The following is a 14,925-nucleotide window of genomic DNA, read 5'->3' on the forward strand; positions in this document are numbered from 1 at the left end:
ACGGACACTTCCTTCGGTCTGCCTTCCAGCAGGCCCTCCGGGCGCTTCGTTCTTTCGTGTTTCCAGCTTATCAGATGTTTTCCGCTCCGTTTTCCGGGGCTTCGTCATCCAACTCGCCGGTGTCTTCCGGGGTTTGACGCCCCGTCCGACGTTTCAAACTCTAGCCGATCCCCGCTCCGAAAAGCGAATCCGACCGCAATCCAATAAAACGAGCACGCCGAATACGCACCGAGCCGCGACAAAGCGCGACCCAGCCCGAGCCGGGAAGTGGTGTTTCGAAGGATTGGCCGCCCCGGGACCGTCCGCGCCGATGCGTGTCCGGTGCTCCCTGCCGAGCGACTAGAGAACACTACCCCTGTTCGGCGCCGCGGGCAAACCACTGCCGGTGACCGTCCGGGTGCAGCGCGGGCGCCCCGTCTTCACGTACTCGCCGTTGGGGTGGTCGTTGCCGGTGACCCAGTCGCGGGCGGTGGCCTCGTCGCGCCCGATGTCCCGGTGGCGGCGGAGCAGACGTTCCTCGCGCAGGGCGTCGTCGGTGTCGACGTACCAGAGCTCGCGCAGCAGGCGGCGGGCCTCCGGCCACGGGTTGTCGGTGGAGGCGAGGTAGTTGCCCTCGGTGATGACGAGGCGGGTGTGCGGGCGGACGACGTGCCGGGCGGCGACGGGTTCGTCGAGGGTGCGGTCGAAGTCGGGGACGTAGACGTCCCGGAAGCGGTCCCCGGCGATGCGGTGCAGCAGGGCGACGTAGCCGTGGGCGTCGAAGGTCTCCGGCGCGCCCTTGCGGTGCGTCAGGCCGAGGCGCCGCAGTTGGGCGCCGGAGAGGTGGAAGCCGTCGAGCGGGACGTACGCGGCGCTGCCGGGGCCTTCGACGCGTTCGACCTCGGCGACCAGGTGCCGGGCCAGCGTGGACTTGCCGGCCGCGGGCGGGCCGACGAGCCCGAGGATCGTCCGGGCGTTGCTGCCCGGGCCCCGCAGGAGGCCGAGGGCGAGGGCGGTGAGGCTGTCCCCGTTCACACTCATGCGCGCACCCTACTCACCCCGGCTCACCGGGTCACCGCCTCGCGGTCCGCCTCAGGCCCGGCCGGCGAGCGCGGGAACGGCCATGGTCAGCGTGCCGGCGTCGGCGTCCAGGACGGCGGGGACTCCGAGCGGCACGGTCAGCGAGGACGGGCAGTGGCCGAATCCGAGTTCCCACAGGACGGGGACGCCGAGCGGGCCGAGCCGGTCGAGCATGACGGAGCGGACCCGGTCCGGTCGGCCGCAGCCCTCCCAGGAGCCGAGCGCGATGCCGGCGACGCCGTCGAGCGCGCCGGAGCGCAGGAACTGGGTGAGGATCCGGTCGAGCTGGTAGGGGTGCTCGTTGACGTCCTCCAGGATCAGGATGGTGCCGGCGAAGGACGGCCGCGCTCCCGGGGTGCCGCGTTCCGCCGCCAGCACGTGCGTGCAGCCGCCGGCGGTGACGCCCCGGGCCACGCCCGGGACGAGGGCGGTGGCGGTGGCGGAGGTGAGCAGCGTGGTCGAGTCGGGTTCGAAGAGGGTGCGGCGCAGGTGTTCGGCGGTCGGTCCGTCGGTCACGAAGGCGGAGCCGGAGGCCAGCGGACCGTAGAGGGTGGCGAGCCCGAGGCGCTGGGCGAAGGCCTCGTGCAGCGAGGAGACGTCGCTGAAGCCGATGAACGCCTTGGGCGGGACGCGGCGCATGGCGTCCCAGTCGAGCAGGTCGACCATGCGGTGGACGCCGTAGCCGCCGCGGGCGCACATGACGGCGTCGACGGTGGGGTCGAGCCAGGCCTGCTGGAGGTCGGCGGCGCGGTCGGCGTCGGCGCCGGCGAGGTACCCGAGGGAGGGGTGGGTGTCGAGGACGTGCGGGGCGACCGTCACCCGCAGCCCCCAGGAGCGCAGGATCCCGGCCCCGGCGGCGAGCCGCTCGGGGTCGATCGGCCCGCTGGGGGCGACCACGGCGACGTGGTCCCCGGGGCGCAGGTGGGGCGGTCGGGTCAGCCCTCGTGCGGGCGAGGTCGGCTGCTGGTCCATGACCGGAATCCTTCCAGGGGCGCGGGGCGACGCGGTCGGCGGGGTGATGCGGCCTCAGTTCCGGCCGGGTCCGCCGGAACTGGTATGCCCCGTCCGCGTCACACCGATCCCATCACCGACCTGACCTCGGCGAGGGTGGCGTCGGCGATTGCGTTGGCGCGCTCGGCGCCGTCCCGCAGGACCCGGCGCAGGTGGGCGCGGTCGGCGGCGAGTTCGGCGCGGCGGGCCCGGAGCGGGCGGAGGTACTCGTTGACGGAGTCGGTGACGGTGCCCTTGAGGGCGGCGGCTCCGCCGTCGCCGATCTCGGCGGCGATCTCCTCGGGTGCGCGGTCCTGGCAGAGGGCGGCGAGCAGGACGAGGCCGGAGACCTCGGGGCGTGCGGCCGGGTCGTAGGAGATCCGCCGGTCGGCGTCGGTCCTGGCGGCCCGGACGATGCGGGCGGTCTCGTCCTCGGTGGCGCCGAGGGCGACGGAGTTGCCGCGGCTCTTGCTCATCTTGCCGCCGTCGGTGCCGAGCAGCAGCGGGGCGTCGGAGAGCAGCGCCCGGGGCTGGGGGAAGACGGGTTCGCCGCCGCTGTGCGGGTAGCGCTCGTTGAAGCGCCGGGCGACGGTGCGGGCGACCTCGAGGTGCGGCAGCTGGTCCTGGCCGACCGGCACGAGGTTCGCCTTGCAGAAGAGGATGTCGGCGGCCTGGTGGACCGGGTAGGTGAACATCAGCCCGTTGACGGCGGACTGGCGGGAGTGGGCGATCTCCTCCTTGACGGTGGGGTTGCGGTTGAGTTCGGCGACGCTGACCAGGCTGAGGAAGGGGAGCAGCAGCTGGTTGAGGGCGGGGACGGCGCTGTGCGCGAAGATCGTGGCGCGGTCCGGGTCGAGGCCGGCCGCGAGGTAGTCGAGGACGAGGTCCTCGGTGTGCTCGGCGAGCCGGTCGGCGACGTCCCGGTCGGTGATGACCTGGTAGTCGGCGACCACGACGAACATCTCGACGCCCTGTTCCTGGAGCCGGACGCGGTTGCGCAGGGTGCCGAAGTAGTGGCCGAGGTGGAGCGGGCCGGTGGGGCGGTCGCCGGTGAGGACCCGGTCGGTGCCCGGGTCGGCGGTGAAGGTCGCGGTGGTGGCGGCGCCGGCGGGGCCGGTCGCGGTCGCGGTGGTGGTCATCGGGTCTCTCCTCGGTGCGGCGGTGGTGGCGGCCGTCCGGGGGCGGGAGCCCGTCCCGTGGGGAAACACGACAGGGCCGTCCGATCCGGACGGCCCTGGGTCAGGTGTGAGGGGTGGCCGTCCTAGGACGGCCACCAGCTCAGGCCCGCGTGAAGCTTCATGTGCTCGAGGATAGCGCCGACGGTCCGCCGGCGTGGCCGGTCGGTCGATCCGGCGATCGACCGCCGGCCACCGGCGCCCGGCGCCCGTTTCAGTCCTCGACGACCAGCGCGGGGGTGTCCCGGCGCAGCGTCTCGCCGCGGAAGAACTCCGGCCGGACCAGGCCGTAGCCGGTCATCAGCGCCGCGCCGAGCAGCAGGATGCCGACGCCGATGACGAACACCGAGCCGATGCCGAGGACGGCTCCGCTGCCGTACTCCGGGTCCCAGGCGTCGGTGAGGGTCTGCAGGAAGACCCCGCTCAGCAGCACGCCGCCGAGCAGTGGGGCGACGCCCTTGAGGAAGAGGTCGCGCGGGCCGTTGCGCAGCGAGCGGCGGAAGTACCAGACGCAGGCGAATGCGGTCAGCGCGTAGTAGAAGCAGATCATCAGACCGAGCGCCAGGATGGTGTCCTCGACCACGTCCTCGCTGATCAGGCTCATGCCGACGTAGAAGACGGCGGTGGCGGCGCCGGCCGCGGCGGTGGCGTAGCCGGGGGTGCGGAAGCGCGGGTGGACGGCGCCGAAGCGCGGCGGCACGGCGCGGTAGGCGCTCATCGCGAGCAGCGTGCGGGCCACCGGGATGAAGGTGGTCTGCAGGCTGGCGGCGGCGCTCGCGACCACGGCCAGGAAGAGCAGGACGCTCCAGGGCGACCCGAGCACCGGGCGGGCGAGCGCGGCGAAGACGTTGTCGGAGGTCTCCGGATTGCCCAGGCCCGGGCCGGTGGAGCCGACGCCCGCGAACATCTGGGCGGCGATCGCCACCAGCAGGTAGGAGCCGACCAGGGTGACCATGGAGGTCATCGCCGCACGGCCCGGCGTCCTGGAGCTGCCGAGGGTCTCCTCGTTCATGGTGAGGCAGGTGTCCCAGCCCCAGTACATGAAGATCGACAGGGACAGGCCGGCGGTGAAGGCGCTGAAGGAGCCGACCTCCAGTGGGTTGAGCCAGGAGGCCGAGAAGCCGATCGAGTCGGGGAGCTCGCCCGCGGCGGCCTTGCCGATGGCGATGACCGAGAAGAGCACCAGCACGGCGAGCTGGAGCCCGACCAGGCCGTACTGGAACCACCGGGTGGCCGTCATCCCCCGGTAGCTCATCGCGGTGGCGCCGCCGATCAGCAGGACCACGGTGAGCAGGTGGACGGCCTGGTTCTGGTCGAGGTCGGCGACCCGGCTGCTGCCGGTCATCTCGCCGAGCATCAGGTAGAGGAAGTCGGTGGCGACCCCGGCCAGGTTGGAGAGCACGATGATCGTCGCGACGGTCAGGCCCCAGCCGGCCATCCAGCCGACCCGGGGGCCGAAGGCCTTGACCGTCCAGGTGAAGGACGTGCCGCAGTCCGGGAAGTCCTTGTTCAGCTCCTTGTAGGCGAACGCGACGAGCAGCATCGGCAGGAAACCGGCCAGGAACACCGCGGGCATCTGGACGCCGACCGCGGTGACGGTCGGCCCGAGCGTCGCGGTCAGGCAGTAGACCGGGGCGACCGTCGAGACGCCCAGGACCACGCTGCTCAACAGGCCCACCGAGTTGCCCGACAGGCCCTTGTCCCACGCTCCCCCCGCCGGCCCCCGGTCGGGGACTCCACCACTGGCACCACTGACCGGGGTGCCCTGCGGAGCGCCGGGCGCCATTGCCCGGCCGCTGCTTCCGTGCTCTGAGAGCTGCTGATCACGCACCAGCGCACTCTAGTGCGGATGCAGAAGGTTGAGCAGACCAACTCTTGGTGATTTTATGCACGTACGTTGAGATTTGGCGCGCGTAGTAGGTTTGCCTAACCTAACCTCGATCTCGAAGGAGCGTCGCGTGGCCCCCACCTCCGGCGACCCCACCTCCGGCGACCCTGCACCCGGCGACCCGGCCCGCGTCGGCCCCGCCCCGGTCGGCCCCCGCACCCCGTCCCGCCGCCGGTTCCTGTCCACCGCCGTCGCCGGCGGAGCGGTGCTCGGCCTCGGCGGACTCCTCACCGCCTGCGGCGGACCCGGCGGCAGCGGCGGCCCCGGCGCCTCCGGGGGGTCGACCCCGGGCACCGGCGGCTCCTCGCCCGACCAGAAGTCGGTGAAGCAGGGCGGCGACGACTACGCCACCGTGATCGAGAAGATGAAGGGCTTCGGCACCGACGCCGCCCCCGGCGTCTACCCGCGCACCGTCCGGCACGCGATGGGCGAGACCGTCGTCCCCGCCCGGCCCACCCGGGTGGTCGTTCTGGACACCGGCGAGCTCGACAACGTCGTCTCGCTCGGCATCCAGCCGGTCGGCGTCGTCCACACCGACGGTTCCAAGTCGCTGCCCTCCTACCTCAGGGACAGGGCCGGCGCCCCCGCCGCGGTCGGCACCATCAACAGCCTCAACCTGGAGGCGATCGCCGCGCTCAAGCCCGACCTGATCCTCGGCAGCCGGCTGCGCGCCCAGGACCAGTACGCGCAGCTGTCCAAGATCGCGCCGACCGTCTTCTCGCTGCGCCCGGGCTACCCCTGGAAGCAGAACTTCCGGCTCAACGCCAGCCCCTTCGGTCTGGAGGCGGAGGCCGGTGCGCAGCTCGACGCCTACCAGGCGGCCGCCACCGCGGTCGGCGCCGGACTCGGCGGCAAGCGGCCGACCGTCACCCCGCTGCGCTTCATGCCGGGCCGCACGCGGCTGTACGCCGGGCTGTCCTTCATCGGCACCGTCCTCGCCGACGTGCCGCTGCCGCAGCCCCCGATCGAACAGGTCGAGGAACTCGCGGTGGAGGTCAGCCCGGAGCAGATCGACAAGGCCGACGCCGACTGGATCTTCTACGGCGTCTACGGCACCCCCACCGCCACCAACCAGGACACGGTGCTCGGCGGCGCGCTCTGGAAGACCCTCGGTGCGGTCAAGTCCGGTCAGGCCCGACCGGTTTCGGACGAGACCTGGTTCCTGGGGCTCGGCGTCCTGGCGGCGAACGCGGTGCTCAGCGACCTCAAGGGGTTCGTCGCGCCCGGCACTTGAGCCGACACACCGGGTAGGGGCGGGCCCGGTCCGCGCGCACGACCGCGGAAATGACGCTTGGAGCTGATCGCGCGGTGCGGGAGGATCGTCGGGACCGTCCGCCGAAGGGCCCGTGCCGATGACCTCGCTCCACCCCACCGCAACCGATCCGACGCCGCCCGGCCCGCCCGCGGACGGCGCCGGAACGCCGGCACCGCACGCCGGGCGCTGCGCCGTCACGACGGCCGCCGAGGCCGGCCCGGCCGGCGCCCCGGGGGCCTCCCCCAACGGCCCGGCCGGCGACCCGCGCCACCCCGGCGGCGCGCGCCCCGACTCGGTGCCCCGGCCCCGCGGCTCGCAGGACGCCCTGCCGGACGGCCGCCCCGCCGACGAGGACGCCGCGACGGACGATCCGACCACGTCACGGCTGCGGGCGGCGCTCGCCGAACGGCTGCGGGCCGCGCACGCGCAGGGGCGCTCGGTCTCCGAACTGGCGGCCGCGTGCCGTCGGCCGGTCGCGGAGGTGCGGGCCCTGCTCGGCGGGGACGGCGCGGGCCGGGCCGCGGAGTCCGACGGCGTCGGCCGGGGGCGCCCCGCGGGCGGCTCAGGCGGCGTGGACGGTCCGGACGGTCTGGTCCGTGCCGCGGGCGGCCCCGGCGGTCGGGACCGGACGGACGGTGTGCACGGCGGCCTCGGCGCGGCCGACCCGGGGAGCGCGGCGGTCCCCGCGGGTCCGGAGCGCGCGAGCGGCACCGGAACCACCGGGTACACCAGGTTCCCCCTCACGACCGGCCCGACGGCGGACGAGACCGACGTGCCCGTCCTACGGGCCGCCCGCGAGGACCTGCGGGGCTTCGGGTCGCGGCGGCCCTCCCCGTCGCGCCGGCTGCGGCGGATGCACCCGGAGAGCGCCCCGGCCGGACCGGCCGCCGTCGGCCCGGCCGAACCGGCGGCCCCGGCCGGCCTCCAGGACGGGGACGGACGGGTGGTCCTGCCCCGTACGGGTGAACCCGCCGACGCCGGCCGGACCGTGGAGCAGTGGCCGGCCGCCGACCCCGGGGCGACGCGCGGCGAGACCCCGCTGGGCATCCTGATCAGTGGCAGCCCCCTCCAACCCGAGGCCGTCGGCCGCCCCGAGGAGCGAGCTCCGGTCCGGGTGACGGCCGACACCGTCCGCCTCGGCCGCGGCACCAGCCTCGTCGTGCTGCCGTCCTGGCGGCCCGCCATCGCCGTCTCGGTGCCGACCGACCGGCTGCTGGCCGCCACCGGGCTCACCTTCGAGCAACTGGCCGGCGCGCAGCTGACGGTGCTGATGAACCCCGCCGCGCTGCACGACCGGGAGTTGGACCTGCACGGCTGGGAGGCCGGACCGGGCGGGCGGGCCCGGCGCGGCGGGCGGCCGTAGGGCCGAGGAGCCGTCGAACCGCGGGCCGACGGGCCGACGGGCCGACGGGCCGACGGGCCGACGGGACGCCCGCACGGGAGCCCGGCGGTCGGCGGGTGATGTGCGGCGGGGTCGTGCGTGGCGGATCGCGGCTGGCCCTCGGTGGCTGAGCGTCAGCGGGCGGTCGTCAGCATGCGGCCGTCAGCATCCGGGCGTCGTCAGCGGACGTCCGGGGCGTTCGGCACGTAGCCGAGGTCGACGGGCACCGGGGGCCGACCGTCCACCGCCCAGCCCGAACGGACGGCGTCCAACAGCTCCGGCAGCCGGGGCGGCCAGAGCGCGTCGGCGTTCTCGTCGGCCAGGTCGGCCGGGGTCCACCAGCGCCAGTCCAGGATCCGGTCCTCGGCGTGCACGGCGCTGACGTCGCCGACCGGCCCGCGGTGCGGACCGGTGGTCAGGTAGATGTGCTCGTGCTGGCGGACCGGGGTGCCGTGCCAGGTGAAGTCGTGCTCCCAGGTGCAGAGCAACGGGCCGGGTTCGAGGTCGGTCCAGCCGGTCTCCTCCCAGAGCTCGCGCCGCGCGCCGGTCCACGGGCTCTCGCCGGTGTCCAGTCCGCCGCCGGGCATCGTCCAGTGCACGCCCACCTCGTCGTTGTCCGAACGCAGCAGGAAGACCGAACCTCCCTCGTCCAGGACGACGGTGCGGGCGGCCTGTCGGGGAACGCGCTTGCGGGATCGCAGCAGATTTCGCATCGGATCACTCTGGCAGCGCAGCCCCGGGCCGTCGAGCCGAATTCGCCGGAGTGAAAGCCGCCGACACGGGCCCGGCTCCGGCCGTACCCTGACGGCCATGCCCGTACCCGCGATCCTCCTCCCCGCCGACCCGCTCAACCCTCGCCGACCCGACCCGCACTTCGCCTGGGAGGCGCGGCTGTTGCGGGAGTCGGGCGGCGAGCACCACCTGGTCGACCACGACGCGCTGCTCGCCGGACGGGCCGAGGAGGCCGTCCTACGGGTGCCGCGCGGCAGCGGCCCGCTCTGGTACCGGGGCTGGATGCTGCCCTCGGCCCGCTACGCCGAGTTCTCCGCCGCGCTCACCGCACGCGGCGGACACCTGCTGACCAGCGCGGCCGGCTACGCGACGGCCCACGAACTGCCCGGCTGGTACGGCGTGTTCGAGGGGGCGACCCCGCCCAGTACGTGGATCCCGACCGCCGGGGCGGCGCCAGCGGCGGAGGAGCTGGCGGCCGCGGCGGCCCGGCTCGGCGGCAGCGGGCCGGCGATCGTCAAGGACTACGTGAAGTCCCGCAAGCACGAGTGGCACGAGGCCTGCTACGTCCCGGAGTTGGCCGACCTGGCGGCCGTCGGCCGGGTGGTGGCCCGGTTCGTCGAGCTGCAGGGCGAGTTCCTGGCCGGCGGGGTGGTGCTGCGGCGGTTCGAGCGGTTCGCCGGCCTCCCGGACGCCGGGCGCGGGGCAGGCGGCCCCGGGGCGGCCGCGCCGGGCGGCGCCGGAACGGGGGCCGACGGAACCGGCGATGGCGCCCACGGCCTGGGCGACGGGGCCGGCCGGGCCGCGGAGGCGCGGGTGTGGTGGCTGGACGGCGAGCCCGTCCTGGTCGGACCGCACCCAGACGGGCCCCGCCACACCGTCGAACCCGACCTCGACGGCGTCCAGGCGCTGGTCCGGACGCTCGGCTGCCGCTTCGTCACCACCGACCTCGCCTACCGGGCCGACGGCTCCGGCTGGCGGGTGGTCGAGGTCGGGGACGGGCAGGTGAGCGAGCTTCCGCACGGCATCGACGCCTCGAGCCTGTTGACCTCGCTGATCGCCGCCTGACGCCGGGGCGGCCGTCGCCCTTCGCAGGCACCGCCGCTCCGAACGCCCCGGCCGGGGGCCGCCCGGTCGGGGAGGGTGGCCGGACGGGGAGGGTGGCCGGAGTCCGGTCGGACTCCGGCCCACGCTGCCCCGGGCGACCCGGCCCGGGGACCTACCCGGCCGGGACGGCCTCGGCCACCGGGTGGCCGTCGGCGATGAAGGCCTCCCACAGCCGGGCGTAGGTGCCGCCCCTGGCCAGCAGTTCGGCGTGGGTCCCGTCCTCGACCACCCGGCCGTGGTCCAGCACGACGACCCGGTCGGCGCGCTCGGCGGCGGTCAGCCGGTGGGCGATCACCAGGGTGGTGCGGCCGCCGCTGAGCCGGTCGGCGGCGTGGTTGACCACCGCCTCGGTGGCCAGGTCCAGGGCCGCGGTCGCCTCGTCCAGCAGGAGGATGTCCGGGTCCACCAGTTCGGCTCTCGCCAGCGCGATCAGCTGGCGCTGGCCCGCCGAGAGGTTGCGCCCGCGGCCCGCGACCTCGTGGTCGTAGCCGCCGGACAGCTTGAGGATCATGTCGTGCGCGCCGACCGCCCGGGCCGCCGTCTCCACCTCGGCCGGCGAGGCCTGCGGCCGGCCGTACGCGATGGCCTCGCGCACCGTGCCGGCGAACAGGTACGCCTCCTGCGGCACCACGCCGAGCCGGTGCCGGTACTGCGCCAGGTCGTAGCGGGTGAGGTCGACCCCGTCGACCCGGACGGTGCCGGCCGTCGCGTCGTAGAACCGGGCGACCAGCTTCACCAGCGTCGACTTCCCGGCGCCGGTCTCACCCACCAGCGCCACCGTCTGCCCGGCCGGGATGTGCAGGTCCACACCGGTCAGCACGTCCGGGGCGCCGTCCGCCCCGCCGTTGTAGGCGAAGCTGACGCCCTCGAAGGAGATCTCCCCGCGCAGCCCCTCGGGGACCGGGACCGGGTCGGCGGACTGCACGGTGGTGGTCGGGGTGCGCAGCAGCTCCCGGATCCGGCCGAGCCCCACCGAGGCCTGCTGGTAGCCGTCGAACACCTGGGACAGCTGGTTGACCGGCGCGAAGAACAGGTCGATGTACAGCAGGTACGCGACCAGCGCGCCGACCGTCAGCGTCCCGGCGTCGACCCGGGCGGCGCCCACGATCAGCACCAGCGCGGCGGCCACGCTGGAGAGGAACTGGACGAACGGGAAGTACAGCGAGATGTAGAGCTGCGCACGGACCCGGGCCTCGCGGTAGGCCTCCCCCCGGGCGACGAAGCGGTCGGTGTTGGCGTCCAGGCGGCGGAAGGCCTGGACGATCCGCATGCCGGCCACGTTCTCCTGCAGGTCGGCGTTGACGGTGCTGATGAGGTCCCGGGAGAGCTCGTACTGGTCCTTGGACTTCTTGCGGAACACCAGCGTGGCGATCACCAGCAGCGGCAGCACCGCGAAGACCACCAGGGCCAGGCCGGCGTCGATGATCAGCAGCGCGGCGAAGATCCCGGCGAAGGTGAGCAGGCTGACCACGGCGGTGACGACGCCGGTCTGCAGGAACGAGGTCAGCGAGTCCAGGTCGGTGGTCATCCGGGTCATGATCCGACCGGACAGCTCGCGCTCGTAGTAGTCCAGGCCGAGCCGGTTCAGGTGGGCGAAGATCTTGAGCCGGAGCGAGTAGAGCACCCGCTCGCCGGTCCGTCCGCTGACCCGGTTCTCGGCGCTCTGCACCAGCCAGTCCAGCAGCACCACGACGAGCGCGGCGAGCGCGGCGACGGCGACCCCGGACATCAGGGCCTTGCTGACGCCCTGGTCGATGCCGTGCCGGATCAGCACCGGCAGCACCAGGGCCGCGCCGGCGTCCAGCGCGACGAGCAGCAGGGCGAGGGCCAGCGGGGCCCGGAAGGGGCGCAGCATCCGGCGGAGGGTGAAGTCCGGGTCGCCGGCCTCGGCCTCGGACCGGGGGATGGCCGGGGTGTCGGTGGCCGGCGGGAGCGCGGCGACCGTGGCCAGCAGGTCGGGGTTGGCGGTGCGGGCCGCCTTGACCAGGGAGGGGGTGGGGAGGGCGGGGACCGCCGGTTCGCGCTCCGGCGCGGCGGTCTGGCCTGCCGTCCGCCCGGGGGACCCGTCGAGGGCCTGGCCGGTGGCCTGGTCAGGGGCGTGGTCGGGGGCCCGGTCCGCGGTCGGGTCCGTCGCGTCGTCGGGAGCCTGCTGCCCGGAATGCTGCTCGGCGTGCTGCCCGGCGTGCTGTTCGGACGGCTGCCCGGGTGCGGGCTCCGCCTGCGGCCGCCGGGAGGCGCGGCCCGCCTCGTGGTCGGTGATCAGCGCCCGGTACTGGGGACATCGGGCGTCGAGCTCCTCGTGCGTGCCGATGTCCAGGAGCCGGCCGTGGTCCAGGACGGCGATCCGGTCGGCGAGCTGGAGCGTCGACCGCCGGTGCGCGATCAGCAGCGTCGTGCGGCCGGTCATCACCGAGCGCAGCGCGTCGTGGATCTCGGCCTCGATCTGCGGGTCCACCGCCGAGGTGGCGTCGTCCAGCAGCAGGATCCGAGGGTCGGTGAGGATCGCCCGGGCCAGTGCGATGCGCTGGCGCTGGCCGCCGGAGAGGGTCAGACCCTGCTCGCCGACCCTGGTCTCGTAACCGTCCGGCAGCGCGCGGACGAACTCGTCGGCCTGGGCGGCGCGCGCGGCCGCGACGACCTGCTCGTCGGTGGCGTCCGGGCGGCCGTAGGCGATGTTGGTGCGGACCGACTCGGAGAAGAGGAAGCTCTCCTCGGGGACGATCCCGACCGCCGCGCGGACCGAGTCCAGGGTGAGGTCGCGCAGGTCGTGCCCGTAGATCCGGACGGCGCCGGCCGCCGGGTCGTAGAAGCGGGGCACCAGCTGCGCCACCGTCGACTTGCCGGAGCCCGAGGCGCCGACCAGCGCGAGGGTCTCGCCCGGGGCCAGCCGCAGGCTGAGGCCGTGCAGCACGGGGGCGGGGTGCTCCGGGTCGTAGCGGAACTCGACCTGGTCGAACTCCAGGGCGACGTCCGGCGTGCGGGGGCCGGCGGAGCCGGCCGGGGAACCGGGGGTGACGGCGGCGTCGGGCGAGGCCTCTGCGGCCCCGCCGTCCCGGCCGGAACGGGTGAGGTCGAGGGTCAGCGCGTCCGGGCGCTCCTGCACCAGCGGACGGTCGTCGATCAGCTGCAGCACGCGCTCCACGCCGGCCCTGGCCTGCTGGCCGATCGTGATGACCGCGGTGAGCATCCGCACCGGACCCGTCATCTGCGCGACGTAGGCCGAGAAGGCGACGAAGGTGCCGAGCGAGACCCGGCCGTCGACGGCCAGCCAGCCGCCGAAGGCCAGCACCGCGACCTGCGCGAGCGCCGGGATCGCCTGCATCGCCGGGTTGTAGCGGGCGTTGAGCCGGATCGACCGGAGGCGGGCGGCGAACAGGTTGCGGGACGCCAGCTCCAGTTTGTCGAGCTCCTGGGCCTCCTGGCCGAAGCCCTTGACCACCCGGACGCCGCCGATGGCGCCGTCCACCACGCCTGCCACGGCCGCCGCCTCCTGCTGGGCGGCCCAGGTGGCGGGGAACAGCCGCTTGCGGCTGAGGGAGGAGACCCACCACAGCGCGGGCGCCATCACCAGGGCGATCAGGGTGAGCGGCGGGGAGAGCCAGACCATCACGGCCAGCGACATGACGAACATCAGCAGGTAGCCGGTCATCATCGGCAGCATCGAGAGCAGGCCGTTGATCAGCTGGAGGTCCGAGGTCGCGCGCCCGATGACCTGGCCGGTGTCCAGGCGGTCCTGGCGGTGGCCGTCGAGTCGGCCGAGCGAGCGGAAGAGGTCGCTGCGCATGTCGTGCTGGACGTCGAGGGCGAGCTGACCGCCGTAGTAGCGACGGACCTGGGTGCAGCCGAAGACCACGACCGCGGCGAGCAGCAGCACCAGGGCCCAGGGGGCCAGCGAGCGGGTGTGCGTGGTGATGACGTCGTCGATGATCAGCTTGGTGACCAGCGGCACCAGCGAGGTGACGGCCATGCCCACCAGCGAGGCACCGAACGCGAGCAGCACGCTCCGGCGGGAGTGCCAGCAGTAGCCGACCAGTCGGCGCAGCCAGCCGGTCGTCTCCGGGCTCCCGCCGCCCTGCGGGGCCGCGGCGTTCTGCGGGGCCTGGGCGTTCTGCGGGCCCCGACCGGTCTGCGGGCCGGCGCCGGTGTCCTGCCGGCCGGCGCCGGGAACCGGTGGGCCGCTCGGGGACTGCTCCACCGTGGATCCGTGAGTCTCAGGCATATTTAGGGATGCTAACCATTTCGTCGGGTGGCCGCCACGGCGTTCTCCCACCGGGGTGGGGTGGGAGTGGGCCGGGACGGCCCGGATCGTCCGGTCCGGCGGTCTGGCAAACAGCCCGCGCCCTGCGGTGATTCCCGATCGGACCCGCACGGCACGCCGCCCCCGCCTGCCTCCAGGGTCGCGGACGGCCCGGCGGACGCCCAGCGGCCGCGGGCCGGTGGGCGCCGTCCTTTGGACCTAGGACCCGGGCCGGGGGTGCCGGGCGGGGCCGGGGCACGGATCAGGGGCGCGGACCAGGGGTGCGGGTCGGGGTCCGCGGGGCGTGCCGGTGCCGGCCTCAGGCGTCCGGAGCCGCGTCCGGAGCCGCGTCGGCCGCGACGGAGCCGGCCGCCGCGGCGAAGGCGCCGTGGGCCAGGGCGTGCAGCAGGGCGGCCATGCCGTCGCGCTGGAGGCCGACCCGCTCGCCCTGGGCCGGGTTCGGGGCGAGGCTGTGCGGGGTCGAGTTGATCAGTCCGAAGACGGCGTGGACGGCGGCCCGGGCCACCGGCTCGGCGCTCGGGCCCGCCAGCTGCGGATACGCCTGCCGGACCACGTCCACCCAGAGCTCGACGTAGCCGCGCTGGAGGCGGCGGACGCTGCGCCGGTCCTCCTCCTTGAGGTTCAGCAGCTCGCGGTCGTGCAGGGTGATCAGGTCGCGGTCGTCGAGGGCGAACTCGACGTGGCCGCCGATCAGGGCGTCGAGTGCGGCGGCCGGACCGTCACCGCCCCCGGCCCGGCGGCGCCCCTCCTCCAGCAGGCGCTCACTGATGCCGATCAGCAGGTCGGCCAGCATCGCGTCCTTCCCGGCGAAGTGGCGGTAGAGCCCGGGGCCGCTGATGCCGACCGCCTTGCCGATCTCGTCCACGCCCACTCCGAGGAAGCCCCGGGCGGCGAACAGCCGCGCGGCCTCCCGGCGGATCTGGTCGCGGCGTGGGAGCGCGGAGGCTGCGGGGACGTTCGGCATGCTGCCCATCGTAGACAGTAGGGTTATCGGCCGTTAACCTGGGCGCGTAAGTTAACGTTAATTAACGTGTGACTCATGGGCGTACCGCACCCGGCCGCCCACCAGGCGCCGAGGGCAAG

10 protein-coding genes are annotated in these 14,925 nt (G+C 74.4%); 3 read left to right on the plus strand and 7 right to left on the minus strand.

The annotated features are described in order from the left end of the window. Window positions 1-339: 339 nt before the first annotated feature. The 4 genes from ACIA8Q_RS17205 to ACIA8Q_RS17220 form a co-directional block, all read right to left on the minus strand. Complete coding sequence (locus ACIA8Q_RS17205; protein ID WP_360209239.1) at window positions 340-1,020, minus strand: nucleoside/nucleotide kinase family protein; 681 nt, start codon at window positions 1,018-1,020, stop codon at window positions 340-342. 51 nt (window positions 1,021-1,071) lie between these two features. Then, the gene (locus tag ACIA8Q_RS17210) at window positions 1,072-2,031 is read right to left on the minus strand and encodes an LD-carboxypeptidase (protein ID WP_387901329.1); all 960 of its coding nucleotides are present in this window, start codon (window positions 2,029-2,031) and stop codon (window positions 1,072-1,074) included. Between the two features lie 98 nt (window positions 2,032-2,129). Continuing rightward, window positions 2,130-3,188 carry a tryptophan--tRNA ligase gene (trpS, locus tag ACIA8Q_RS17215; protein ID WP_387901331.1) on the minus strand — a complete coding sequence of 353 codons (1,059 nt, stop codon included), beginning with the start codon at window positions 3,186-3,188 and terminating at the stop codon, window positions 2,130-2,132. A 250-nt stretch (window positions 3,189-3,438) separates the two neighbouring features. Next, the gene (locus ACIA8Q_RS17220) at window positions 3,439-5,010 is read right to left on the minus strand and encodes an APC family permease (protein WP_396317445.1); all 1,572 of its coding nucleotides are present in this window, start codon (window positions 5,008-5,010) and stop codon (window positions 3,439-3,441) included. Window positions 5,011-5,290: 280 nt separating this feature from the next. Here ACIA8Q_RS17220 and ACIA8Q_RS17225 point away from each other — a divergent pair, with 280 nt between their 5' ends. Both ACIA8Q_RS17225 and ACIA8Q_RS17230 read left to right on the plus strand, forming a co-directional pair. After that, on the plus strand, window positions 5,291-6,346 hold the full coding sequence (locus tag ACIA8Q_RS17225; protein ID WP_396317446.1) for an ABC transporter substrate-binding protein: 1,056 nt from the start codon (window positions 5,291-5,293) through the stop codon (window positions 6,344-6,346). 118 nt (window positions 6,347-6,464) lie between these two features. After that, on the plus strand, window positions 6,465-7,730 hold the full coding sequence (locus ACIA8Q_RS17230; RefSeq protein WP_396317394.1) for a hypothetical protein: 1,266 nt from the start codon (window positions 6,465-6,467) through the stop codon (window positions 7,728-7,730). Window positions 7,731-7,927: 197 nt separating this feature from the next. On the opposite strand, the gene ACIA8Q_RS17235 is transcribed toward ACIA8Q_RS17230, so the two are convergent. Next, window positions 7,928-8,461, minus strand: a complete 534-nt coding sequence (locus ACIA8Q_RS17235; protein WP_360209251.1) for an NUDIX domain-containing protein — start codon at window positions 8,459-8,461, stop codon at window positions 7,928-7,930. A gap of 97 nt (window positions 8,462-8,558) precedes the next feature. Between ACIA8Q_RS17235 and ACIA8Q_RS17240 the strand changes: the two genes are divergently transcribed. After that, window positions 8,559-9,545 carry an ATP-grasp domain-containing protein gene (locus ACIA8Q_RS17240; protein ID WP_396317395.1) on the plus strand — a complete coding sequence of 329 codons (987 nt, stop codon included), beginning with the start codon at window positions 8,559-8,561 and terminating at the stop codon, window positions 9,543-9,545. A 151-nt stretch (window positions 9,546-9,696) separates the two neighbouring features. On the opposite strand, the gene ACIA8Q_RS17245 is transcribed toward ACIA8Q_RS17240, so the two are convergent. Both ACIA8Q_RS17245 and ACIA8Q_RS17250 read right to left on the minus strand, forming a co-directional pair. Beyond that, window positions 9,697-13,803, minus strand: coding sequence for an ABC transporter transmembrane domain-containing protein (locus ACIA8Q_RS17245; protein ID WP_396317396.1), 4,107 nt, complete (start codon window positions 13,801-13,803; stop codon window positions 9,697-9,699). A gap of 337 nt (window positions 13,804-14,140) precedes the next feature. After that, window positions 14,141-14,806 carry a TetR/AcrR family transcriptional regulator gene (locus ACIA8Q_RS17250; protein ID WP_360209258.1) on the minus strand — a complete coding sequence of 222 codons (666 nt, stop codon included), beginning with the start codon at window positions 14,804-14,806 and terminating at the stop codon, window positions 14,141-14,143. Between the last annotated feature and the right edge of the window lie 119 nt (window positions 14,807-14,925).

The organism is Kitasatospora sp. NPDC051705, assembly GCF_044453265.1.
Lineage (GTDB): Bacteria > Actinomycetota > Actinomycetes > Streptomycetales > Streptomycetaceae > Kitasatospora.